The sequence below is a fragment of the Terrabacter terrigena genome (assembly GCF_042676085.1).
Classification (GTDB): Bacteria; Actinomycetota; Actinomycetes; order Actinomycetales; family Dermatophilaceae; genus Terrabacter; species Terrabacter terrigena.
The window spans coordinates 183706-206746 of the sequence record NZ_JBHTKH010000002.1 but is presented as its reverse complement, the minus strand read 5'-3'; the positions used below and the strand labels follow the sequence as shown (position 1 = coordinate 206746).

Below are 23041 nucleotides of genomic sequence, written 5' to 3'. Positions count from 1 at the left end.
CGACGACAACGTCACGGCACGAAAGGGCTGGCATGACCGACACGACCCTCCCTGTGGACGCAGGTCGTCCCGACGGCCCGGGAGGTGCGCCGGCCGCCTACGTCGACTACGAGTTCGCCAAGAAGACCGGTCGCGCCATCGTCAACCCAGGCCCGCAGGTGTCCGGCCAGGAGGCGGCGGCGATCGTCGCCGACCTGCGCGATGCCGCGGCGTCGGCGGTCGCCCCCGTCGCCGAGACGAGCGGCCTGGTGGCCCCCGAGGGCTCGCCGGCGCCCCTCGTCGTCGACCGTGCCAGCTGGATCAGCGCCAACGTCGACTCGTTCAAGGCCATGCTCGACCCCGTCGTCGACAAGCTCAACGCCTCGAAGAAGGGCCAGTCCAGCGCCGCGGCGGCCGCGATCGGCGGCAAGGTCACCGGCGCCGAGATGGGCGGCCTGCTCGCCTACCTCTCCAGCAAGGTGCTCGGACAGTACGACCTCGCGCCCGGGGGCACGCCGCGGCTGCTGCTCGTCGCGCCCAACATCGTCGCCACCGAACGCAAGCTCGCCGTCGACCCGACCGACTTCCGGCGCTGGGTCGCGATGCACGAGGAGACCCACCGCGTGCAGTTCACCGCGGTTCCGTGGCTGCGTGACCACATGGTCACGAGCACCCAGGCGCTGGCCGTCGACCTCGCGCCCACCCCCGACGACCTGAGCAAGCGCTTCGAGCAGCTGACGAAGAACCTCCCCGAGGTGCTGAGCTCGGGCGAGGGCCTCGGCCAGCTCTTCGCGACCCCCGAGCAGAAGGCGAAGATCGCCGACCTCACCGCGGTGATGTCGCTCCTCGAGGGCCACGCCGACGTCGTCATGGACGCGGTCGGCCCGCTCGTCATCCCCAGCGTGCAGGAGATCCGGCGCAAGTTCGACCAGCGGCGCAACAGCGCGGTCGGCGTCGACCGGCTCCTGCGCAAGCTGCTCGGCCTCGAGGCCAAGATGCGCCAGTACCGCGACGGCGCCGTCTTCGTCCGGGCCGTCACCGACCAGGTGGGCCGCGACGGGTTCAACGCCGTGTGGAGCTCGCCCGAGTCGCTGCCGCGGGCGTCCGAGATCCTCGAGCCGGACGCCTGGGTGCGTCGGGTCCACGGCTGAGTCGGTGAGGAGCCTGCACGAGATGCCCGGTCCCGACCCCGCCGTCGCCGCCACTCGTCTCGCCGTGCGCGAGCACCTGTCCGACGTCCCCGAGGGCTGCGTGGTCCTCGTCGCCTGCTCGGGCGGCCCCGACTCCGTCGCGCTCGCGGCCGCTCTGGCGTTCGAGGCCCCGCGGGCCGGCGTACGCGGTGGCGCCGTCGTGGTCGACCACGGCCTGCAGGAGCGCTCCGCCGAGGTCGCCGACGATGCCGCGGCCCTGTGCCGCGAGCTGGGCCTCGACCCCGTCGAGGTCGTGCGCGCCGACGTGCGCACGAGCGGGGCCGGCCTCGAGGCCGATGCCCGCTCGGCTCGCTACGTCGCCATCGAGGCGGCCGCCGACCGCGCCGGCGCCGCGATGGTCCTCATCGGTCACACCCGCGACGACCAGGCCGAGCAGGTGCTGCTGGGCCTGTCGCGTGGCTCGGGTGCCCGCTCCCTCAGCGGTATGCCGGTGCGCCGCGACCGCTTCGTGCGCCCGCTCCTCGCCCTGCCGCGCGCCACGACGCTCGCCGCCTGCGCGGCATACGGCATCGAGCCGTGGTCGGACCCGCACAACACCGACGACTCGTTCCGGCGGGTCCGCGCCCGCCGCCTGCTCGCGACCCTCGAGTCGGACCTCGGTCCGGGCTTCGGCGCGGCGCTCGCGCGCAGCGCCGACCTGCTGCGCGAGGACGCCGACTACCTCGAGAGCCTGGCGATCAAGGCGCGGGCCGAGCTTCCCACCGGCCCGGGCGGCAACGGGGTCGACCTCGACGCCCTGTCCGGGCTGCCGCGGGCCATCCGCACCCGTGTCTGGCGGCTGCTGGCCGCCGAGGCGGGGGCCCCGCTCGCCGACGTCAGCGCCGCCCACGTCGAGTCCCTCGACGCGCTGCTCACGTCGTGGCACGGGCAGGGGCCGCTCCACGTCCCGGGCGGCATCGCGGTCTCCCGGACGGCCGGCGCGATCGTCTTCAGCCCCCTGCGCGAGTCCGCCATCGCCTGAGCCGTCGGACCCGTCCCCGGCCGGGACGGCGCGGCGGCCGGTGCGGTTGAATGGACCCGCCCTGAACGACGCCTGCACCACCGCACAGAGGAGCCTTCGTGGACCACGAGCACATGGGAGATGACCTGGCCAAGGTCCTGCTCACCGAGGAGCAGATCCAGACCCGCCTCTCCGAGCTCGCCGGCGACATCTGGAAGGACTACGAGGGCAAGGAGTTCCTGCTCGTCGGTGTCCTCAAGGGCGCCGTCGTCGTCATGGCCGACCTCATGCGGGCCCTGCCCGGCACCGCGCCGATGGACTGGATGGCCGTCTCCTCCTACGGCTCGGGCACGAAGAGCTCGGGTGTCGTGCGCATCCTCAAGGACCTCGACACCGACATCAGCGGCCGCCACGTGCTCATCGTCGAGGACATCATCGACTCGGGCCTGACGCTCTCGTGGATCAAGTCGAACCTCGAGTCACGCAGCCCGGCCTCGGTCGAGATCTGCACGCTGCTGCGCAAGCCCGACGTGGTCAAGGTCGACATCCCGGTGAGGTACGTCGGCTTCGACATCCCCAACGAGTTCGTCGTCGGCTACGGCCTCGACTACGCCGAGAAGTACCGCAACCTGCGCTGCGTCGGCACCCTCGCGCCGCACGTCTACGCGTGACCTTCTCGATCGTCGCCCGGCAGGGCGAGGCCTACGGCGTCGCGGTCGCCTCGAAGTTCCTCGCCGTGGGCGCCGTGGTGCCGGCCGCCCGCACCGGGGTCGGCGCCGTCGCCACCCAGTCGTTCGCGCGCGTCGCCTACCTCGACGAGCTGCTGGGTCGCCTCGCCGCGGGTGAGCCCGCCGACGAGGCGCTCGCCGCCGCGACGGCGCTCGACGACGGTCGCGAGACACGCCAGGTCGGAGTCGTCGGGGTGGGCTCGGCTGCCACCTTCACGGGCTCGGAGTGCAACCCGTGGGCCGGTGGCGTCGCGCGCGACGACGGCGAGACGGCATACGCCATCCAGGGCAACATCCTGACCGGGCCCGAGGTCGTCGACGCCATGGAGCGGGCCTGGCACGAGAGCGTCCGCGAACCCCTCGCGCGGCGCCTGCTGGCAGCCCTCGCGGCCGGTGACGCCGCGGGCGGTGACTCTCGCGGTCGCCAGAGCGCGGCCCTGTATGCCGTCGAGCCGGGCTCCGGCTACGACGCGTGCGGCGTGCTCGCCGACCTGCGCGTCGACGACCACACCGACCCCGTCACCGAGCTGGCCCGGCTGCACGCCGACTGGGAGCTGTACTTCGGCAAGCCGGAGGACGTCCAGCCGCTCGAGGGCGCACTCGCCAGCGAGGTGCGCGACCGGCTGGCCCGCGCCGGCTTCGTCGCCGACGACGTCGCGACGGCCCTCGCCGACTGGGCGGGCAACGCGAACTACGAGGCCCGCCTCAGCCCCGACGGCATCGACCGGCGGGTCCTCGAGGCCCTCCGCGCCGCGACCTCCTGACCTGGACGCCGACCCCGGGCGCCGGCCTCGCGACACGGGGACGGTCCGCGCACGTCGCGGACGGGTACAGAAGGCGATGACCGGGTTGGCCGTGCCGCCCCGCCATGCGGAACACTGGTAGTCCGCCGGACGTTGTGCCGGTGGAAAGACTCACCGGACGAGCAGGAGGACCGGGGCGCTCCAGCCCCGCACGTACATGGACGCCAAACGCATTCTGCGCACACCACTGCTGTGGATCCTGGTCCTCATCAGCGCGCTCGTCTTCGGCATGATGTTCTCGGAGTCCGGCCCGCCCCGGATCGACACGTCCGCGGCGATGAAGCAGATCACCGACGGCAACGTCGAGTCGGCCAAACTGCTCAACAACGAGCGCATGGAGCTGACCCTCAAGACGCCGTACACCTCGTCCGACGGCAGGGTGAAGGACGCCAAGTCGGTCTACGCCTTCTACGTCGACGCCCGCGGCAACGACGTCGTCGAGGCGCTCAACGCCAAGCCCCCGACGAACGGCGTCGACGACCAGATCGACGAGCCCAGCTGGTTCGGCTCGCTGCTCTTCTCGATCCTGCCGATCATCATCATCCTCGGCCTCTTCTGGTTCCTCATGGGGCAGATGCAGGGCGGCGGCAACCGCGTCATGCAGTTCGGCAAGTCGCGCGCCAAGCTCGCCACCAAGGACACCCCCAAGGTCACCTTCGCCGACGTCGCCGGCTGCGACGAGGCCATCGAGGAGCTCCAGGAGATCAAGGAGTTCCTCCAGGAGCCGGCGAAGTTCCTCGCGGTCGGCGCCAAGATCCCCAAGGGCGTGCTGCTCTACGGCCAGCCCGGCACCGGCAAGACGCTGCTGGCCCGCGCGGTCGCGGGTGAGGCGGGCGTGCCGTTCTACTCGATCTCGGGCTCCGACTTCGTCGAGATGTTCGTCGGTGTCGGCGCGAGCCGCGTCCGCGACCTCTTCGAGCAGGCCAAGGCCAACGCGCCGGCCATCGTCTTCGTCGACGAGATCGACGCCGTCGGTCGCCACCGCGGCGCCGGCATGGGCGGCGGCCACGACGAGCGCGAGCAGACGCTCAACCAGCTGCTCGTCGAGATGGACGGCTTCGACGTCAAGACCAACGTCATCCTCATCGCGGCCACCAACCGTCCCGACATCCTCGACCCGGCACTGCTGCGCCCCGGCCGCTTCGACCGCCAGATCGCGGTCGACGCGCCCGACATGATCGGCCGCCACCGCATCCTCGAGGTGCACGCCCAGGGCAAGCCCGTCACGGCCGACGTCGACCTGCTCGCCGTTGCCCGCCGCACGCCCGGCTTCACCGGTGCCGACCTCGCCAACGTCCTCAACGAGGCCGCCCTGCTCACGGCCCGCAGCGACAAGAAGGTCATCGACAACGCCGCGCTCGACGAGGCCATCGACCGCGTGATCGCCGGACCGCAGAAGCGCACCCGCATCATGTCGGCCAAGGAACGCAAGATCACGGCGTACCACGAGGGCGGCCACGCGCTCGTCGCCGCGGCGCTCAACCACACCGACCCGGTGACGAAGGTGACGATCCTGCCGCGCGGCCGCGCCCTCGGCTACACGATGGTCATGCCGATCGACGACAAGTACTCCACGACGCGCAACGAGATCCTCGACCAGCTCGCGTACGCCCTCGGTGGCCGCGTCGCCGAGGAGATCGTCTTCCACGAGCCGACCACCGGTGCCAGCAACGACATCGAGAAGGCGACCGGGATGGCGCGCAAGATGGTCACCGAGTTCGGCATGTCAGAGCGCGTGGGCGCCATCAAGCTCGGCCAGAGCACGGGCGAGGTCTTCCTCGGTCGCGACATGGGCCACCAGCGCGACTACTCCGAGGAGGTCGCCCGCATCGTCGACGAGGAGGTCCGCAGCCTCATCGACGCCGCGCACGACGAGGCGTATGCCGCCCTCAACGCCAACCGCGACCTGCTCGACCACCTCGTGCTGGAGCTGCTCGAGAAGGAGACGCTCAACGTCCACGAGCTCGCCGAGCTGTTCAAGCCGGTCGTCAAGCAGCCGGCCCGCCCGACCTGGCTGTCGTCACAGACCCGCCAGCTGAGCGACCGCCCGCCGGTGCTGACGCCGGCCGAGATCGCGGCGCGCCAGAACGGCGCGGGCGGCCAGAACGGCCACCTTCCGCCGCCCGTCCCGGCCGACAAGGTCATCGAGGAGCAGATCGACGAGGCCGCATCGGTCGGTGCCCACCCGCTCGCCGAGGAGCACCCGGCCGAGCAGGTCATCGAGGTCCCGGACGACCAGCCCGTCAACCCCGGTGAGAAGGGCTGAGGGTGGCCATCGACCACGCGCGGGCCGAGGCCGCGGTCCGCGAGCTGCTGCTCGCCATCGGCGAGGACCCCGACCGTGAGGGACTGCGCGACACGCCTGCTCGTGTCGCGCGGTCCTACTCCGAGATCTTCGCGGGCCTCGAGATGACGGCCCAGGACGTCCTCAGCACGACCTTCTCGATCGACCACGAAGAGCTCGTCATCGTGCGCGACATCGAGCTCTACAGCACGTGCGAGCACCACCTGGTCCCCTTCCACGGGGTCGCCCACGTCGGCTACATCCCCGACAAGGAAGGTCGGGTCACGGGCCTGTCCAAGCTCGCCCGCCTCGTCGAGGTCTACGCACGCCGGCCGCAGGTGCAGGAGCGGCTCACGTCGCAGATCGCCGACGCCCTCGTCGAGCACCTGTCGGTGCGCGGCGTGATCGTCGTCATCCAGGCCGAGCACCTCTGCATGTCGATGCGCGGCATCCGCAAGCCGGGCGCCAGCACGATCACCTCGGCGGTGCGTGGCCAGCTGCGCGACGGGGCCACTCGAGCAGAGGCCATGGCGCTCATGCTCGAGGGCAACAAGTGAGCGGAAGCCACGCAGGGCGCGCAGCCGGAAGGCCGGCCGAGCAGCTGCTGACCGCCTCCGACCGCACGCTCGTCATGGGCGTCGTCAACGTGACGCCCGACTCCTTCTCCGACGGCGGCGAGTGGTTCGAGCCCGAGGCTGCGATCGCGCACGGGCTGGAGGTCCTCGCCGCTGGTGCCGACATCGTCGATGTCGGCGGCGAGTCGACCCGGCCGGGCGCCGAGCGACCGTCGGTCGCAGAGGAGCTGCGACGCGTCATCCCGGTCATCGAGGCGCTGAGCCGACAGGGCGCCGTCGTGTCCGTCGACACCATGCGCGCCGAGGTGGCCGGTGCCGCCGTCGACGCCGGTGCGGCCATCGTCAACGACGTGTCCGGCGGCCTCGCCGACCCCGAGATGGTGCCGCTCGTGGCCCGAGCAGGCCGGCCCTTCGTCGCGATGCACTGGCGCGGCCACAGCACCCAGATGCAGTCGCGCGCCGTCTACGGCAACGTCGTCGGTGAGGTGCTCGACGAGCTGTCCGCCCGGCGCGACGAGCTGCTCGAGGCCGGTATCGCCCCCGAGCGGCTCGTCCTCGACCCCGGCCTCGGTTTCGCCAAGACGGCCGAGCACAACTGGGAGCTCATGGCCGCGCTGCCGGTGCTGCACGGACTGGGTCACCCGATCCTCCTCGGCGCCTCGCGCAAGACCTTCCTCGGGCGCCTGGGACGCGGCGCCGACGAGGCCCCCCGGCCGGCTGCCGAGCGCGACGTCGAGACGACCGCGACCTCGGTGATGGCCGCGATGGCAGGGCTGTGGTGCGTCCGGGTGCACGACGTCGGCTCCACCGTGCGCGCCCTGTCGGTCGTGCAGGCCGCCCTCGACCACGCCCCGTCCGACGCGGAGGACTCCGACTGATGGCCGACCGCATCGTGCTGCAGGGCGTCTCCGCCCGCGGCAACCACGGCGTGCTCGACTTCGAGAAGCGCGACGGCCAGACGTTCGTCGTCGACGTCACGATGGTCTGCGACCTCGAGCCGGCCGGGCGCACCGACGCCCTCGCCGCCACCGTCAACTACGCCGAGGTGGCCGCCGATGTCGTCGAGCGCATCACCGGGCCGTCGTTCGACCTCATCGAGCGCCTCGCCGAGGTCATCGCCGACGACGTGCTGAGGCACGACCTCGTCGAGCACGTCGAGGTCGTCGTGCACAAGCCCGAGGCGCCCGTGGGCCAGCCGTTCACCGACGTGCAGGTTCGCATCGAGCGAAGCAACGCGGCCCACGTCGTCATCGCCCTCGGCACGAACCTCGGTGACCGGGGGCAGACCCTCGTCGACGCCGTGGCCTCCCTCACCGCGCTGCCGGGCCTGACCGTGACCGCCGTGTCCGACATCGTCGCGACCGACCCGGTCGGCGGCCCCGAGCAGCCCGAGTACCTCAATGCCGTCGTCGTGGCGCGCTCGCTGCTGCACCCCCACGACCTGCTGGCCGAGCTGCACCGCATCGAGTCCGACCATGGGCGCACTCGCGAGATCCGTTGGGGCGCAAGGACCCTCGATCTCGACCTCATCCAGTACGGCCAGCCCGGCGGTCACCGCGAGGTCGTCAGCGACGATCCCGAGCTGACCCTGCCGCATCCTCGAGCACGCGAGCGGGCCTTCGTGCTCGTGCCGTGGAGCGATGCCGACCCGCGAGCCACGCTGCGCGTCGATCCCGCGCGCGACGGCATACGCCCGGTGGTCGACCTCCTCGCCGACGTCGACCGATCGGGCGTCCGCCCCGGTCCCCGATGGGAGCAGCAGTGAGACCACACGCCGGTGTGCGCGCCACGACCCTCGTGCTCGCGGCCGTCGCCATGACGATGCTGGCCTGGCTGGTGCTGCGGCTCCTGGCGTCGGGCGGCAGCTCGGTGCCAGAGCCCGGCTGGGTCGGGGCGGCCGCGATGCTCTTCCTCGGCGGGGGCCTGCTCGTCGCGGGATGGCAGGTGCGCAGGGTCCGCGACGGCTCGCCCAACCCGGCCGTCACGCCGCTGCGCGCGGCCCGCACGCTCGTGCTGGGCCAGGCCGGCGCGCTCACCGGCGCCGTGCTGGTCGGCTGGTATCTCGGCAACGTCCTCGCGCTGCTGCCCGACGCCGACGTCGAGTCGCAGCGGGGGCGCATCTGGCCCTTCCTGCTGCACGCCCTCGTCGCGCTGCTGCTGGCTGTCGCGGGCATGCTCGTCCAGGCCTGGTGCCGCCTGCGCCCGCGAGACGACGAGGACGACGAGCTCGACCGCGCCTGACCTCGGGCAACGAAACGGCGCCCTGTGGTGTCATCCATGACATGGGAGCTCAGGGGGCACGTGCACGAACGGCACGGCGAACCGGCCGGTGGGCCGTCACGCTCGCGATGGGAGCCGGCCTGCTCGCAGGCTGCGCCGCCCCGGGGCCGGGCTCGCCTCCCGGATCCGATGCGGTGACGAGCGTCCCCGCACGTGACGGCGTCGGCACGGCGCCCCGTGGTCCCAGCACGCGGCTGCTGCCGGTGAGCGCCCCGTCGGCGGAGTTCGCCGACCGTGCACGGCTGGTCGCCGACGCCGTGCGGCGCGCCGGGCTGCCCGTGCCCCCGACCCAGCCGGTGCTGCTGTCGGGCTGGGCGATCGGCGAGGGCTTCGACACCAGCGAGCAGAAGATCGCCTGGATGTACGGCCACGTCAGGTTCGACGCGGGCGTCGACCGGGCCGTGGCGGGCACCGGCACCCTCCGCCTTGCCGACGGAGGGACGCGACCCGTCGACCTCGTCGGCGTCCGCCCGGCCCTGGACCGCGCTCTCGACGGCGCGCTCGGCAGGCCCAGACCTTGCGACGGGGTCTCGGCGGCGAAGTGCCGGCTCGTCGTGTCAAGGGCCGTGCTGACCGAGGCGAAGGTGAGCACGACCCAGGGTGAGGCGACCGTGCCGGTCTGGCGGCTCGGCATCGACGGGCTGTCGCACACCATCTCGGTCATCGCGGTCGCCGACGGTGTCCTCATGCGTCCGCAGCCGCAGGATCCGCTGCCGGGGCTGCCGAACGTGCCGGAAGGGATGCACGCCATGGACTCGTTGAAGGCCGTCTCGGGGCGCAGCCTCGAGGTGGGCATCGCCGGCGGAGGCTGCGACGGAGGCCTGGTCGCGCACGTGGTCGAGCTCGACGACATGGTCGTCGTGGGCGGGACCACGCCGCCGGTCCCGAAGGGCATCGCGTGCACGGCCGACTACGTGTCGCGCCCCGCGCGGCTGCAGCTGACGGAGCCGCTCGGTTCGCGCCCCGTCATCGACGTCGTGTCGGGTCGGCCGAGGGCGGTCGGGGTGCCGGCCTTCTGAGCGGACCAGCCCCCATGCAGGGCTGCTCAGGTGGTGCCGGCCACCGTGGACGTCGACGTGGGCTCCGGTGCCGTCGTCGTCGAGGTCGGCGGCTGGGGCGGGCCGTCCGGCTTCGTGGTGCGGGTCGGCCACGGCGGCGGCACCGTGTCGACGGTGTCCTCGCTGGAACACGCTGCCGCGAGCGTGATCGTCGCTGTGATGACGGTGACGGCGGCGGCGCGGAGGACGGTGCCCCGTGAGAGCGGGCCGGACGGCATACGCGCGCGGGAAGACGCTGTCACGACGACCTCACTTGTCCACGTCGCCGACGACGAAGAACATCGAGCCGAGGATGGCGACCATGTCGGCGATGAGCTGGCCGGGCAGCATCTCCGAGAGCACCGAGATGTTGTTGAACGAGGCCGAGCGAAGCTTGAGGCGCCACGGCGTCTTCTCACCCCGCGACACGAGGTAGTAGCCGTTGAAGCCGAGGGGGTTCTCGGTGGCGCAGTAGATCTCGCCCTCCGGCACCTTGAGCACCTTCGGCAGCTTGACGTTGATCGGCCCCTGCGGGAGCTGGACGAGCCGGTCGAGGCAGGCCTGCGCGAGGTCGAGCGACACGTGCACCTGCTCGAGGAGCACCTCGAGCCGGGCGAGGCAGTCGCCGGCCGTGCGCGTGACGACCCGCCCCGGGCCCTTATCGCCGAAGAGCTCGCCGTAGGCGAGGTAGGGCGTGTCGCGGCGCAGGTCGACGTCGAGGCCGCTCGCCCGCGCGATCGGTCCCGAGACGCCGTATGCCTCGACGGTCGCCCGCGAGAGCACCCCGACGCCGCGGGTGCGGGCCTCGAGGATCTCGTTGCCGACGACGAGACGCTCGAGCGAGGGGAGCCGCTTGCGCACGTTGGCGATCGCCTTGTCGACGCGGCCCATCCAGCCGGCCGGGAGGTCCTCCTTGAGGCCACCGACCCGGTTGAACATGTAGTGCATGCGCCCGCCCGAGACCTCCTCCATGACCGCCTGGAGCTCCTCGCGCTCACGGAACGCGTGGAACACCGGCGTGATCGCACCGAGCTCGAGGGGGTAGCTGCCGAGGAACATCAGGTGGTTGAGCACGCGGTTGAGCTCGGCGAGCGCGGTGCGCGCCCAGACGGCCCGCTCGGGCACCTCCATGCCGAGCATCTGCTCGACGCCGAGCACGACGCCGAGCTCGTTGCTGAAGGCGCTGAGCCAGTCGTGGCGGTTGGCGAGCACGATGATCTGCCGGTAGTCGCGCACCTCGAAGAGCTTCTCGGCGCCCCGGTGCATGTAGCCGATGATCGGCTCGGCGCTGACGATGCGCTCGCCGTCGACGACGATGCGCAGGCGCAGCACGCCGTGGGTGGCCGGGTGCTGCGGGCCGATGTTGAGCACCATGTCGGCCGTCGCGAGGCCGCCCGCGCCGACCCCGACCGTCAGGGCCCGGCCGTGCGGGGACGCCGTCGGGGTCGTCGGCGTCGTCGTCTCGCTCACGGAGTCGACCCTACGTGGCTCATGCGCCCGAGTATGCCGTGAGCCCCGCTCCGCACGTCACCCGGCGTAGCGTCGGTACGGTGCGGTGCGGTGCAGGCCGCGTTCGCCGGCACCCGACCGGCGCGGAGGAGCGGAGACGACGTGAGCGAGCTGACCCCGTACATCTGCGTCGCGGACTCGCGTGCGGCGATCGAGTGGTACCGCGAGCGTCTCGGTGCCGAGGTGGTGTTCGAGCCCGTCGTCATGGACGACGGGCATGTCGGGCACTGCGAGCTCGAGGTCGCCGGGGCGCGCTGGATGATGTCGGACGAGTTCGAGTCGGCCGGCGTGGCGGCCCCTGACCCGGCGCGCGGAACCGCGGTCTCGCTCCACCTCACCGTCGACGACGTCGACGCCGTCTGTGCCGCCGTGCGGGAGGGCGGCGCGACCATCGACCGCGGTCCCGAGGACAACCCGCCCGTGGGGAGGGTCGCGGTGTTCCACGACCCGTTCGGGCACCGCTGGTTCCTCAACCAACCGATGTCGTAGCCGGCCGGGTCACGTGCGGCGGTCCGCCTCGCGGCCGCGCAGCACGAGGTAGCCGGCGAGACCGAGCAGCAGGATCGTCGAGACGACGGTGAGCAGGATCGGGACGAGCAGCGAGCTGCGGGCAGCGGCCTGCTCCTCGGTGTCGACCGGCCGCACGTGCACGGTGGCGCCCGCGGTCGCGGTGGATCCGTCGAGGCCCACCGTCGCGTGGAAGGAGAACGTGCCCGTCACCGGGTGCCCGTCGTCGGAGGTGACGCGGTAGGTCACGGTGTAGTCGCCGCCCGGCGCGGTCGGGGCGACGGCCTGCGTGACGTCACGCCCGCTGATGGTCGGCGCGCCCGACGAGACCGGCCCGGAGGGACCCGTGACGACGACCTGCGAGCCGATGTCGAGCGGCTCCTCGGAGAAGGTGAGCACCACCGATGCCGGCATCCTCGAGACAGTCGTGCCGTCGGCCGGGTTCGTGCGTTCGAGCACGTCGTGCGCCGACGCCGCCAGCGGCGCCGCCAGGAGCAGCCCGCTCCCGAGTCCGAGGGTCAGCAGCAGGGACGCGAGACGACGCATGCCGTCAGGGTACGTCGGGCCGACCGATGCGCTTGACCGCCCACCAGAAGTCCCCGAACCCGCCCCGTCTCGTGAGCTCGGCCTCGGCCCCGGCCCGCTCGAGGGCCCGCAGGTAGCCGAGAGGGTCGCTGCTCGCGAGCGCGTGGTCGGGCCGTGCGCCCGTGAACCCGAGGCCCTGCAGCAGGTCGCGCTGCCGGTGCAGCTCGTCGGCATCGAGCGAGTCCATCGCCACGTGGGCGGTGACGTCGCACGAGCCGTCGGGCACGGGGTGCGTCACGGTGCCCCGCGCGTATGCCGTCAGCGTCCCGTGGTGTGGCCGCTCCGTCGCCGTGTGGCCGTAGTCCACGGCGACGACGGTTCCGGACCCGACCCTCGCGGCCAGGCCGGCCCAGGCCCGGTCCCGGGCGAGCCCCACCTCGACGCGGTCTCCCGGTTCGGTGCCGGGCCACTGGGCGCTCGCCCAGGCGCGGTCGGCGTCGGCGACGGGACCGCCGAGCGACTCGTCGCCCGTCGCCGGGTGGACGAGCACCTCGCGCAGCTGACCGGCCGGGTCGACCTCGGCGACGGTGCAGGGCACGACGTCGAGCCACTCGTGGGCGACGACCAGCGCGTTCTCGAGCCCCGCCAGCTCGGCCGGGAGGTCGGACCCGCCGGGGGAGCGGAGCCACTCGATGCGCGGGTCGAGCCCGGCGGGACGCCCCACGACGTCGACGGCCACGACCCGCACGTGCAGGTGACTCGCGGCCTCGCCCTCCTGGGGGCCAGGTGGTTGCTCGCGACCCGGCGCGACGGCACACCTGGGCCCAGCAGCCTCGGAGAGGGCAGCCACGAGGTGCGTCGCCAGCTCGCCACGGCCGGCACCCACGTCGACCACGACCGCAGGGAGGGTGGCGCCGTGCTCGTCCTGCCACAGGCGGAGCAGCGCCTCGGCCAGGACCCGGCCCGTCGGGCCGTGCGCGGCCGTCGTGAAGTGCGCCGCCGGGCCACCGCGCTCGAGGTAGAAACCGCGCCCGGCGGCATACAGGGCGTCGTGCCACGCCTCGCGCCACGGAACGGGATCCACGCCTCCGGACTGTAGGCGATAGCGTGCCGTGGGTGAGCACCCCGCACGACCGCCCCGCACGCTTCGACGTCGGCATCGTCGGGGCCGGGCGCGTCGGCGCCGTTCTCGGTGCGGCGCTCGTGCGGGCCGGCCACGTCGTGACCGGCGTCTCGGCGGTGAGCGAGGCGAGCCTGGAGCGTGCGGCCGCCCTCCTGCCGGGAGTGCCGGTCAAGCCGATCCCGGACGTCGTGTCGGGCGCCCACCTCGTGGTGCTCGCCGTGCCCGACGACGCCCTGGAGCCGCTCGTCGCGGGTCTCAGCTCGACCGGCACCTTCACGCAGGGCCAGCTCGTCATGCACACGTCCGGCGCCCACGGCATCTCCGTGTTCGAGGCGGCGGCCGCGAGCGACATCATCCCGCTCGCGCTGCACCCGGCCATGACCTTCACCGGCACCGCCGTCGACCTCGAGAGGCTCGGCGGCTGCTGCTTCGGCGTCACCACCGTCGACCTCGCGCGTCCCGTCGGCGAGGCGCTCGTCATCGAGATGGGCGGCGAGCCCGTGTGGGTCGCCGAGGACGACCGCGTCACCTACCACGCCGCGCTGGCGCACGGCGCCAACCACCTGGTCACCCTCGTGGCCCAGGCGATGCAGCTGCTCGGCGAGACGGGCATCGAGGACCCCGCCCGCGTGCTCGAGCCGCTCCTCACGGCGGCGCTCGCCAACACCCTGCAGCGAGGTGACGCAGCCCTCACCGGCCCGGTGGCGAGAGGCGATGCCGGTACCGTGGCCGGGCACGTCGCGATGCTGCGCAAGGTCGCCCCGGACATCCAGCCGACCTACCTCGCGCTCGCCCGAGCGACGGCACAGCGGGCCCTGCTCAGCGGGCGCCTTCGCGCGTCGGCCGCAGACCCGCTGCTCGAGCTGCTGGCGCACGAGGAGGACCAACCGTGACCGATCCCACCGCACCCGTGCAGGGCGGTGCGGCCGCACTGGCCGCGCCCGTGGTGGCCCGCACCCGCGACGAGCTGCGCGAGGCGCGCGCGGGCCTCGACGACGGCGACGTCGCGGTCGTCATGACGATGGGCGCGCTGCACGAGGGGCACGCCACGCTCATCCACCGGGCGCGCGCGACGCACCGGCACGTCGTCGTGACGATCTTCCTCAACCCGCTCCAGTTCGGGCCCAAGGAGGACCTCTCCCGCTACCCGCGGACCTTCGACGCCGACCTCGAGATCTGCACGGCCGCCGGCGTCGACCTCGTCTTCGCGCCCACGCCCGACGTCATCTACCCCGACGGTGACCCCGGCGTGCGCGTCTCGGCCGGACCGCTCGGCGACGTGCTCGAAGGCCAGGCCCGGCCGGGTCACTTCGACGGCATGCTCACGGTCGTCGGCAAGCTCATGCACCTGACTCGGTGCAGCGCGGCGTACTTCGGTCAGAAGGACGCCCAGCAGCTGCTGCTCATCCGCCGGATGTGCCGCGACCTCGACTTCCCGGTGCAGGTCGTGTCGGTGCCGACCGTCCGCGAGCCCGACGGACTGGCGATGTCGAGCCGCAACACCTACCTCACGCAGTCCGACCGCGAGACCGCGCTCTGCCTGTCGGCGGCCCTGCGCGCGGGCGCCGGCGCGGCGGCCGAGGGGCCGTCGGCCGTGCGTCGTGCCGCGCGGGCGGTGCTCGTGCGAGAGCCTCTCGCGCTCATCGACTACCTCGTGCTGGTCCACCCCGACACCCTCGAGGACGTGCCCGAGTGGTACCGCGGCGAGGCCCTCCTCGCGGTGGCCGGCCGCGTCGGCACGACCCGTCTCATCGACAACCTGCCGGTGCTCGTCGGGCCCGGCGGCGGCGCGCTCGAGATCTTCTCCCAGACCTGAGTCCCCTTCTCCCACAACGACGCAGGCGCTCGACATCGCGCCTCCAGCCCCTCCGAGGAAGTCCCACCGTGCAGCGCTTCATGCTCCACTCCAAGATCCACCGAGCCAAGGTCACGCAGGCCGACCTGCACTACGTCGGGTCGCTGACCATCGACCGCGACCTGCTCGACGCGGCCGACCTGTGGCCGGGCCAGCAGGTCGACGTCGTCGACGTCGACAACGGCAACCGCCTGACGACGTACGCCATCGAGGGCGAGCGCGGGACGGGCATCGTCTGCATCAACGGCGCTGCGGCCCGGCTCATCTCGCCCGGCGACACCGTCATCATCATCGCGTACGCCGCCATGGAGGACGCCGAGGCGCGTACGTTCGAGCCCCAGGTCGTCTTCGTGGACGACCACAACCGCGTCGTCGAGGTGGGGCACGATGCAGGTGACGTCCCCGACGGCTTCGGCCTGCTGACCTCCGCCGTCACCGAGCGCCACCACGACTACCAGGACTGAGAGGCCACCGTATGCCGCAGAGCGGGCTCCCCGACGTGACCGTGTCGCGGCGGCTGCGTGCGCCCGCGCCCGGCTGGACGACCACGGCCGACGTCATCGTCGTCGGCTCCGGCATCGCCGGCCTCACCACGGCACTACGGCTGCGGCGCCGGGTCGACCGGGTGCTGCTCGTGACGAAGACGGTGCTCGACGAGGGGTCGACCGCGTGGGCCCAGGGTGGCATCGCTGCCGTCATGTCGCCCGAGGACAGCCCCGAGGAGCACATCCACGACACCCTCGTGGCCGGTGTCGGGCTCTGCGACGTGGGGGCGGTCGAGGCGCTCGTCACAGAGGGCACGGACGCCGTGTGGGACCTCATCGCGCTCGGCGCCGACTTCGACCGGGGTGACACCGGCGGCCTGTCGCTGACCCGCGAGGGAGGCCACCACCGCGACCGCATCCTGCACGCCGGTGGCGACGCGACGGGCCGCGAGATCAGCCGCGCCCTCATCGCGGCGCTCGACCGCGTGCGCGACGACCCGGGCATCGAGGTCATCGAGCACGCGCTCGTCGTCGACCTGCTCACCGACGCGGAGCAGCGCGTCTGCGGCGTGACGCTGCACGTCATCGGCGAGGGCCAGGTCGACGGCGTCGGCGCCGCCCACGCGCGGGCCGTCGTCCTCGCGACGGGTGGCCTGGGCCAGATCTACGCGTCGACGACCAACCCGTCCGTCGCGACCGGCGACGGCATGGCGGCTGCGCTGCGGGCCGGAGCCGTGCTGGCCGACCTCGAGTTCGTCCAGTTCCACCCGACGGTGCTGTGGCTCGGTGAGGGCTCGCGCGGCCAGCAGCCGCTCATCTCCGAGGCCGTGCGCGGCGAGGGGGCGTTCCTCGTCGACGAGGCGGGCGACCGGTTCATGCAGGGCCAGCACCCGCTCGCCGACCTCGCGCCGCGTGACGTCGTCGCTCGCGCCATCATCGCGCGCATGCGCGAGACCGGCACCGACCACGTCTACCTGGACTGCCGGCACCTCGGCGCCGAGTTCCTCGAGCAGCGCTTCCCGTCGATCGTCCAGCGGTGCCGCGAGCTCGGTTTCGACCCGGCCACGCAGCTGCTCCCGGTCGCGCCCGCCCAGCACTACGCGTCCGGCGGCGTGCGCACCGACCTGCGAGGTCGCACCTCGGTCGAGGGCCTGTACGCGTGCGGCGAGACCTCCTGCACCGGCGTCCACGGCGCCAACCGCCTGGCCTCGAACTCGCTCCTCGAGGGCCTCGTCTTCGCGCGCCGCATCGCCGACGACCTCACGGCGAGGCTCGGAGCCGGCGAGCTCCCCGAGACCACGCCCGTCGAGCCCGCGGGCGAGCCCGAGCTCATCCGCGGCAAGCGACGCATCGACGTCCAGCGCGCCATGACGGCAGGGTCGGGCACCGTCCGCTCGGCAGAGTCCCTCGCGAAGACGCAGTCGACCCTCGCCGAGCTCGCCGCCCGCGCCGTCACCGGCGACGCCGACAAGCAGGGCGGCCCCAAGAGCTGGGAGACCACCAACCTGCTGCACCTCGGACGAGCCCTCACGTATGCCGCCGCGCTGCGGGAGGAGACCCGCGGTGGGCACGTGCGCGAGGACTTCCCGGCCCGCGACGACGAGCACTTCCTGCACCACGTGCACCTGCGGCGCGACGCGTCGGGGACGCTCGGCGCCGAGGTGGTCCCGGTGCCGCGGACGAACCTCGAGGGGCTCGACCTCGACAACGATGCAGCAGCCGAAACGGCCGTGGCACAGGACGACTCACGGATGGAGGGACGCCGGTGACCGCCGACGGCCTGAGTGGCTTCCCGCTGGACTGGGCTCACGAGCTCGTCACGGTCGCACTGCGCGAGGACCTCGGTCCCGACGGCCTCGACGTCACGACGCTCGCGACGATCCCGGCCGACCAGGTGCGCACCGCCGAGATCGTGGCACGTGCGCCGGGCGTCGTCGCCGGCGTGCCGGTCATCGCTCTGGTGCTGGCCGCAGTGGCCGAGAAGGTCGGCGCCGACGTGCCGTCCATCGAGGTCGTCAACGACGACGGGGCGCGGCTCGACCGGGGTGACGTCATCGCACGCCTCACCGGTACGACCCAGGTGATCCTCGTGGCCGAGCGCACCATCCTCAACATCCTGAGCCGGCTCTCGGGAGTCGCCACCCACACCCGTCGCTGGGCCGACGCCTTGGAGGGCACGTCGACGATGGTCCTCGACACCCGCAAGACCACGCCGGGGATGCGCTGGCTGGAGAAGTACGCCGTGCGCTGCGGCGGCGGGACCAACAAGCGCATGGGCCTCTACGACGTCGCCATGATCAAGGACAACCACAAGCTGGCAGCGGGGTCGGTGGCGGCGGCATACACACTGGTGCGCGAGCGCTTCCCGGCGGTCGACGTCCAGGTCGAGGTGACCACGCCGGCCGAGGCGCAGGAGGCCTACGACGCGGGGGCCCGGTTCATCATGTGCGACAACATGTCGGTCGAGGTGCTGCGCGAGACCGTCGAGCTGCTGCGGTCGGCCGGCGAGCGGGTCGAGATCGAGGCCACCGGCGGTCTCACGCTCGACGTGGTCGCCGACTTCGCGTCGACCGGGGTCGACTTCGTGTCGGTCGGCGGGCTCACGCACAGCTCACCGATCGTCGACATCGCCCTCGACCTCACCGACTGACAGCCGTCGTGAGGCCACGTGTGGCTCTCGACGGTCAGAAGTGGCGGTGCCAGAGGTTGACGGCGTAGTCGACGCCGGTCGCGTCGGGGTGCTCGGCGAGGATGAGGTCGGCGTGCTCCGGGGCGAACTCGATGCCGACGACGGCCTCGAAGTCCTCGCGCGAGTCGAACTCCCACCGGATGTCGAGGCGCTCGCGCTCCCAGCCCTGCCGCTCCCAGAAGCGCTCGACCGCGCGCGGGTCGTAGGACGGCAGCGCGCGACGGAACCACGTGCCGAAGGTCGAACGCGTCGCGTCGTTGTCGATGACGAACGCCGCGCCGCCGGGCCGCATCACCCGGTCCAGCTCGGCGAGACCCGGCTCGGAGCCCGGTCCGAAGAAGTAGGACCACCGCGCATGCGCGACGTCGAACGACGCGTCCGGCACGCCGATCGCGGCCGCACCCTCCTCGCGAACCGACACGGACGGCATACCCGAAATACGTTGTGCCGCAAGGGCGGCGAGCGGTGGGTGCGGCTCGACACCGGTGACCGACCTGGCAGTCGCGGCGAACTGCGGCAGGTGGAAGCCGGTGCCGCAGCCGATGTCGACGACGTCGAGCCCGGCCCAGTCGAGCAGCGACCGCATCGCCTGCTCGATGACGTGGTCGCGGTCGACGCCGCGGTTCTCGATCTCGTAGACGTCGGGCGTCTCCCAGATGTTGGGCGACGGGATGATCTCGGGCCGCTCGTTCGTGGACTCGCTCATGCCGACCTCACTCCGCACCTACTCCACTCACTCCACTCAGTCCACTCACTCCGAACTCTTCGTCCGTTGCGCCTCAATGGTGGCCGGGTGCACGAGCAGGGGCAGCAGCTTGCGCACCCCACGGGCGCGCACCGCCTTGACCTGCGCGAGGTGCGCCTCGGCACGGATCGCCAGCTCGGCGTACGCCTCGGGCCCCATCAGCTCGATCAGCTCGGGGGCGTTGGAGCGGTACACGGGCTCGCGCCCCACGTGCGCCTCGGGGTTGCCCGAGCAGTACCAGTCGAGGTCGTGGCCACCGGGCCCCCAGCCGCGGCGGTCGTACTCGGTGATCGTCACCTCGAGGTAGCTGGTGTCGTCGGGCAGCTCGACCGTGCGGAACGTGCGCCGGATCGGCAGCTGCCAGCACACGTCGGGCTTGAGGGTGTGCGGCTGCACGCCGGTGAGGACGGCGTGCTGGTGCAGCGCGCAACCGGCGCCGGCCGGGAAGCCCGGGCGGTTGAGGAAGATGCAGGCGCCGTCGACGACCTTGGTCTTGCGGGCGCCGTCCTCCTTCTCGGTCCAGTCGTCCTTGCTGCCGGTGGCGGTGCCGACCGAGTGGTACTCCCACTCGTCCTCTCCGAGCTCCTCGACGGCCTTGGCGACGCGCTTCCAGTCGGCCTTCTCGGTGAAGTGCGCGCCGAGCGTGCAGCACCCGTCGTCGGGCCGGCCGGCGTAGATGCCCTGGCAGCCGTTGCCGAAGATGCACGTCCAGCTGCTCGTGAGCCACGTCAGGTCGCAGCGGTAGCGCTGGTTCGCGTCGGCGGGGTCTGTGAACTCGACCCAGACGCGCGGGAGGTCCAGAGGTGCTTCAGCCACCGGCTCACCCTATGCCGCACAGCTTCGGGACGCGTCGCAGGCGCCCACGTCGTGGAAGCCACGCACGCTGGTCGTGGCGTCCAGGTCACCTCCGGTGCGCGGGAAGGGGCTCAGCCCCCCCTGGTGGGGGCCCGCGACGGCGAGGTCGGTGCGTGACCGGCGCATCCCGGGATGGCGTGCACGAGGATGCCCGGGCCGGTTCTCACGGGCCGGCCCGGGCTCCGCACGCGGTCAGGGCGTCGTGGCGGTGCCGTCGCGGTGATGCATGCGGGTCACCTGGAGGTCGGCGGCGCCGACGAGGAACGTCACCGCACCGACGATCCAGGCCGTCCACGCCATCGGTCGGGTGCCGCTGAACCCCATGACCCACGGTGCGACGATGAAGGCCACGCCGATGATGGCGGTGAGGCCCTCCAGCGGGATCAGGTCGGGCCGCACCAGCTCGGCGACCGCGGCGAGCGCCGAGATGGCGCCGAGCACGATCATCGTCGTGGTGGCCCGGGTGGTGGTTGTCGTCCAGATGGGTGACAACGCTGCATAGATGCCGGCGACGAGCGGCAGGGCATCCTGCGGATGCGTCCATCTCTTCATGGTCGCATCGACCCTCTTTCACGTGGGTCCGTCGATCCTTGTGGCGGACCGGACACCTCGATTGTCGGACGCCGGTCGCGGCCGGTCAACGGGGCCGAGGTGCACGCTGTGGCCGTCGAGGCGGCATACGGTGTCCCCATGACGACGCGCGACGCCGTGAGGGCGCGAGGGCGGCGACCCGGCGGTGAGGACACGCGTTCGGCGATCATCGACGCAGCACGAAAGTCCTTTGCTGCCAAGGGATATGACAAGACGAGCCTGCGCGGTATCGCCCGCGAGGCCGGCGTCGACCCCGCTCTCGTCCACCACTACTTCGACGGCAAGGCGGCGCTCTTCGCCGAGACGCTCGACGTGCCCGTCAACCCTGCCGAGCTCATCGAGCGCATCACGACCGGCGACGTCGACCGGCTCGGCTGGCGCATCGTCGAGACGTTCCTCGGGGTGTGGGAGCCGGCCGAACGGCGGGACGCCCTCGTCGCGCTCGTCCGGTCGAGCATGACGAGCGAGGAGGCGGCCCGGATGCTGCGCGAGTTCCTCGGCCGCGAGGTCTTCGGGCGCATCGCGGCGTCGACCGGCGCACCTGACCCGCAGCTGCGCGGAGCGCTCGCGGCCTCCCAGATGATCGGCCTCGTCGTCGCGCGCTACGTGATCAAGGTCCCCGCGCTGGCCGAGGCCACGCGCGAGCAGCTCGTCGAGCGGATCGGGCCGGTTCTCCAGCACCATCTCGTGGACAGGAGCCCTGGACCGGAGTAGATTTCATCACATGATGAATAACAGTGGACCGGCAGTGGCCGTGAGCGGTCTGCAGGTCATCCGCGGCAAGCGACGGGTCATCCCCGGCCTCGACCTCGAGATCCCGGCCGGACAGGTCGTCGGGCTGCTCGGGCCCTCGGGCTCGGGCAAGTCGACACTGATCCGGTGCATCGTCGGCGTCCAGATCATCGAGGCCGGCACGGTCACCGTGCTCGGTCACCCGGGCGGCTCGCCCGTCCTGCGCGACGAGGTCGGCTACGTCACCCAGAGCCCGAGCGTGTATGCCGACCTCACCGTCCGCGACAACGTCGCCTACTTCGGGCGTGCGGTCGGTCTCCGAGGCCAGGCCCTGCGCGACGCCGTCGACCGCACGCTCGCCGAGGTCGACCTCGTGTCGCACGCAGACCAGCTCGTGCAGGACCTCTCCGGCGGCCAGGAGTCGCGGGTCTCGCTCGCGGCCGCCCTCGTCGGGAGGCCCACCCTCCTCGTCCTCGACGAGCCCACCGTGGGTCTCGACCCGGTGCTGCGCCGAGACCTGTGGGACCTCTTCCGCCACCTCGCCGAGCAGGGGCACTCGCTCATCGTGTCGAGCCACGTCATGGACGAGGCGGCCCGCTGCGACCGTCTGGTGCTGCTCCGCGAGGGCCAGGTGCTCGCCGACGTCACACCCGACGAGCTGCTCGCCCGCACCGGCGCGGCCGATGCCGACGCCGCCTTCCTCGCCCTCATCGACGCCGAGACCGCCCGCGCCGGGGCATCGTCGCCGTCCTCCGACAGGAGCGCATCGTGAACGCCGGACTCACCACAGCCACCTCGGGCCGCGTGCTGCGCCAGGTCCGCACCGACCACCGCACCATCGCACTGATCCTCGTCGTCCCGTGCGTCCTGCTGGGGCTGCTCGCCTGGATCTACGACGGCACGCCGGTCTTCGACGCCATCGGCCCCGCGCTGCTCGGCGTCTTCCCGATGATCGTCATGTTCATCGTCACCTCGGTCGCCACGCTTCGCGAGCGGCAGTCGGGCACGCTGGAGCGGCTGCTCACGACCCCGATGGGCAAGGGCGACTTCATGCTCGGCTATGCCGCCGCCTTCGGAGCGCTCGCCGTCGTGCAGGCCCTGGTGGCAACGGGATTCGCCGTCTGGGTGTGTGACCTCGACGTCGCCGGACCGCTCTGGCTGCTCATCGTCGTGGCCGTCTTCGACGCCGTGCTCGGCACCGCCCTGGGCCTGCTCGCCAGCGGCTTCGCGCGCACCGAGTTCCAGGCGGTGCAGTTCATGCCGGCCTTCGTGCTGCCCCAGTTCCTGCTCTGCGGTCTGCTCATCGCGCGAGACCAGCTGCCCACCGTCCTCCAGTGGATCTCCGACGTGCTGCCCCTGTCGTACGCCGTCGACGCGATGAAGGAGATCGCGCGCAATGCCGACCCGGTCACCGCCGTGCTCACCGACCTCGGCATCATGGCGGCCTTCATCGCCGGGGCCCTGGCCCTCGGCTCGCTCACCCTGAGCCGCCGCTCGGCGTGACGGCCTCCGGAGGCCTGACGGCACGCCGCGGCGGCGGCACACGGCGGCGGGACAAGCGGCTGGCAGGCGGGCGATAGGGTCGGGG

The 23041-nt window shown here is 72.4% G+C and carries 26 protein-coding genes; 19 read left to right on the top strand and 7 right to left on the bottom strand.

Features of this window, described 5'->3' with window-relative positions; translation table 11 throughout:
• Nucleotides 1–32 precede the first annotated feature (32 nt).
• The 10 genes from ACFQ2V_RS05260 (at nucleotide 33) to ACFQ2V_RS05215 (ending at nucleotide 9819) form a co-directional block, all read left to right on the top strand.
• Nucleotides 33–1130: a zinc-dependent metalloprotease gene (locus ACFQ2V_RS05260; protein ID WP_386051393.1), complete on the top strand. Its 1098-nt coding sequence runs from the start codon at nucleotides 33–35 to the stop codon at nucleotides 1128–1130.
• Nucleotides 1131–1152: 22 nt separating this feature from the next.
• Nucleotides 1153–2151, top strand: coding sequence for a tRNA lysidine(34) synthetase TilS (gene tilS / locus ACFQ2V_RS05255; RefSeq protein WP_386051391.1), 999 nt, complete (start codon nucleotides 1153–1155; stop codon nucleotides 2149–2151).
• 98 nt (nucleotides 2152–2249) lie between these two features.
• Entirely contained in the window at nucleotides 2250–2801 is a 552-nt protein-coding gene (gene hpt / locus ACFQ2V_RS05250) for a hypoxanthine phosphoribosyltransferase (RefSeq protein WP_386051390.1), read from the top strand.
• A complete protein-coding gene (locus ACFQ2V_RS05245; protein ID WP_386051388.1) occupies nucleotides 2798–3622 on the top strand; it encodes a DUF1028 domain-containing protein in 825 nt (274 codons plus the stop codon). Before hpt ends, ACFQ2V_RS05245 begins: the two co-directional genes overlap by 4 nt.
• A gap of 196 nt (nucleotides 3623–3818) precedes the next feature.
• A complete protein-coding gene (ftsH, locus tag ACFQ2V_RS05240) occupies nucleotides 3819–5927 on the top strand; it encodes an ATP-dependent zinc metalloprotease FtsH (protein ID WP_386051386.1) in 2109 nt (702 codons plus the stop codon).
• A gap of 2 nt (nucleotides 5928–5929) precedes the next feature.
• The gene (gene folE, locus ACFQ2V_RS05235) at nucleotides 5930–6502 is read left to right on the top strand and encodes a GTP cyclohydrolase I FolE (RefSeq protein ID WP_386051383.1); all 573 of its coding nucleotides are present in this window, start codon (nucleotides 5930–5932) and stop codon (nucleotides 6500–6502) included.
• A gap of 74 nt (nucleotides 6503–6576) precedes the next feature.
• Entirely contained in the window at nucleotides 6577–7398 is an 822-nt protein-coding gene (gene folP, locus ACFQ2V_RS05230) for a dihydropteroate synthase (RefSeq protein ID WP_386051622.1), read from the top strand.
• Nucleotides 7398–8285, top strand: coding sequence for a 2-amino-4-hydroxy-6-hydroxymethyldihydropteridine diphosphokinase (gene folK / locus ACFQ2V_RS05225; RefSeq protein ID WP_386051381.1), 888 nt, complete (start codon nucleotides 7398–7400; stop codon nucleotides 8283–8285). Before folP ends, folK begins: the two co-directional genes overlap by 1 nt.
• The gene (locus ACFQ2V_RS05220) at nucleotides 8282–8761 is read left to right on the top strand and encodes a DUF3180 domain-containing protein (RefSeq protein ID WP_386051379.1); all 480 of its coding nucleotides are present in this window, start codon (nucleotides 8282–8284) and stop codon (nucleotides 8759–8761) included. The genes folK and ACFQ2V_RS05220 overlap by 4 nt, the downstream gene beginning before the upstream one ends.
• Before the next feature lie 173 nt (nucleotides 8762–8934).
• A complete protein-coding gene (locus ACFQ2V_RS05215) occupies nucleotides 8935–9819 on the top strand; it encodes a hypothetical protein (RefSeq protein WP_386051377.1) in 885 nt (294 codons plus the stop codon).
• A 26-nt stretch (nucleotides 9820–9845) separates the two neighbouring features.
• On the opposite strand, the gene ACFQ2V_RS05210 is transcribed toward ACFQ2V_RS05215, so the two are convergent.
• On the bottom strand, nucleotides 9846–10100 hold the full coding sequence (locus tag ACFQ2V_RS05210; protein ID WP_386051375.1) for a hypothetical protein: 255 nt from the start codon (nucleotides 10098–10100) through the stop codon (nucleotides 9846–9848).
• 7 nt (nucleotides 10101–10107) lie between these two features.
• Complete coding sequence (locus tag ACFQ2V_RS05205) at nucleotides 10108–11211, bottom strand: NADH-quinone oxidoreductase subunit D (RefSeq protein WP_386051620.1); 1104 nt, start codon at nucleotides 11209–11211, stop codon at nucleotides 10108–10110.
• 237 nt (nucleotides 11212–11448) lie between these two features.
• Between ACFQ2V_RS05205 and ACFQ2V_RS05200 the strand changes: the two genes are divergently transcribed.
• The gene (locus ACFQ2V_RS05200) at nucleotides 11449–11835 is read left to right on the top strand and encodes a VOC family protein (protein WP_386051373.1); all 387 of its coding nucleotides are present in this window, start codon (nucleotides 11449–11451) and stop codon (nucleotides 11833–11835) included.
• A gap of 9 nt (nucleotides 11836–11844) precedes the next feature.
• Here ACFQ2V_RS05200 and ACFQ2V_RS05195 read toward each other — a convergent pair whose 3' ends face one another.
• Together ACFQ2V_RS05195 and ACFQ2V_RS05190 are read right to left on the bottom strand one after the other, a co-directional pair.
• Nucleotides 11845–12399, bottom strand: coding sequence for a copper resistance CopC family protein (locus tag ACFQ2V_RS05195; RefSeq protein ID WP_386051371.1), 555 nt, complete (start codon nucleotides 12397–12399; stop codon nucleotides 11845–11847).
• Between the two features lie 4 nt (nucleotides 12400–12403).
• Nucleotides 12404–13462 (bottom strand): SAM-dependent methyltransferase, encoded by a 1059-nt coding sequence (locus tag ACFQ2V_RS05190; protein WP_386051370.1) that lies wholly within the window; start codon nucleotides 13460–13462, stop codon nucleotides 12404–12406.
• Nucleotides 13463–13485: 23 nt separating this feature from the next.
• On the opposite strand from ACFQ2V_RS05190, the gene ACFQ2V_RS05185 reads away from it, so the two are divergent.
• The 5 genes from ACFQ2V_RS05185 to nadC all read left to right on the top strand — a co-directional run bounded on the left by ACFQ2V_RS05185 (nucleotide 13486) and on the right by nadC (nucleotide 18491).
• On the top strand, nucleotides 13486–14394 hold the full coding sequence (locus tag ACFQ2V_RS05185) for a Rossmann-like and DUF2520 domain-containing protein (protein ID WP_386051368.1): 909 nt from the start codon (nucleotides 13486–13488) through the stop codon (nucleotides 14392–14394).
• Nucleotides 14391–15317 carry a pantoate--beta-alanine ligase gene (panC, locus tag ACFQ2V_RS05180; protein WP_386051366.1) on the top strand — a complete coding sequence of 309 codons (927 nt, stop codon included), beginning with the start codon at nucleotides 14391–14393 and terminating at the stop codon, nucleotides 15315–15317. Before ACFQ2V_RS05185 ends, panC begins: the two co-directional genes overlap by 4 nt.
• 68 nt (nucleotides 15318–15385) lie before the next feature.
• Nucleotides 15386–15820 (top strand): aspartate 1-decarboxylase, encoded by a 435-nt coding sequence (gene panD, locus ACFQ2V_RS05175; RefSeq protein ID WP_386051364.1) that lies wholly within the window; start codon nucleotides 15386–15388, stop codon nucleotides 15818–15820.
• Between the two features lie 11 nt (nucleotides 15821–15831).
• Entirely contained in the window at nucleotides 15832–17610 is a 1779-nt protein-coding gene (locus ACFQ2V_RS05170; RefSeq protein WP_386051362.1) for an L-aspartate oxidase, read from the top strand.
• Nucleotides 17607–18491 carry a carboxylating nicotinate-nucleotide diphosphorylase gene (gene nadC / locus ACFQ2V_RS05165; RefSeq protein ID WP_386051361.1) on the top strand — a complete coding sequence of 295 codons (885 nt, stop codon included), beginning with the start codon at nucleotides 17607–17609 and terminating at the stop codon, nucleotides 18489–18491. The genes ACFQ2V_RS05170 and nadC overlap by 4 nt, the downstream gene beginning before the upstream one ends.
• A 34-nt stretch (nucleotides 18492–18525) precedes the next feature.
• On the opposite strand, the gene ACFQ2V_RS05160 is transcribed toward nadC, so the two are convergent.
• From ACFQ2V_RS05160 to ACFQ2V_RS05150, 3 genes are all read right to left on the bottom strand, one after another.
• Entirely contained in the window at nucleotides 18526–19236 is a 711-nt protein-coding gene (locus ACFQ2V_RS05160; RefSeq protein ID WP_386051359.1) for a class I SAM-dependent methyltransferase, read from the bottom strand.
• Nucleotides 19237–19281: 45 nt separating this feature from the next.
• Nucleotides 19282–20091, bottom strand: coding sequence for a hypothetical protein (locus ACFQ2V_RS05155; RefSeq protein WP_386051357.1), 810 nt, complete (start codon nucleotides 20089–20091; stop codon nucleotides 19282–19284).
• Between the two features lie 231 nt (nucleotides 20092–20322).
• On the bottom strand, nucleotides 20323–20682 hold the full coding sequence (locus ACFQ2V_RS05150) for an SPW repeat protein (RefSeq protein ID WP_386051355.1): 360 nt from the start codon (nucleotides 20680–20682) through the stop codon (nucleotides 20323–20325).
• Nucleotides 20683–20820: 138 nt separating this feature from the next.
• Between ACFQ2V_RS05150 and ACFQ2V_RS05145 the strand changes: the two genes are divergently transcribed.
• Genes ACFQ2V_RS05145 through ACFQ2V_RS05135 form a run of 3 tightly spaced genes read left to right on the top strand, consistent with a single transcriptional unit; the run spans nucleotide 20821 to nucleotide 22956 of the window.
• On the top strand, nucleotides 20821–21435 hold the full coding sequence (locus ACFQ2V_RS05145) for a TetR/AcrR family transcriptional regulator (RefSeq protein WP_386051353.1): 615 nt from the start codon (nucleotides 20821–20823) through the stop codon (nucleotides 21433–21435).
• A 10-nt stretch (nucleotides 21436–21445) separates the two neighbouring features.
• Complete coding sequence (locus ACFQ2V_RS05140) at nucleotides 21446–22225, top strand: ABC transporter ATP-binding protein (RefSeq protein ID WP_386051351.1); 780 nt, start codon at nucleotides 21446–21448, stop codon at nucleotides 22223–22225.
• Entirely contained in the window at nucleotides 22222–22956 is a 735-nt protein-coding gene (locus tag ACFQ2V_RS05135; RefSeq protein WP_386051350.1) for an ABC transporter permease, read from the top strand. The genes ACFQ2V_RS05140 and ACFQ2V_RS05135 overlap by 4 nt, the downstream gene beginning before the upstream one ends.
• Nucleotides 22957–23041 lie beyond the last annotated feature (85 nt).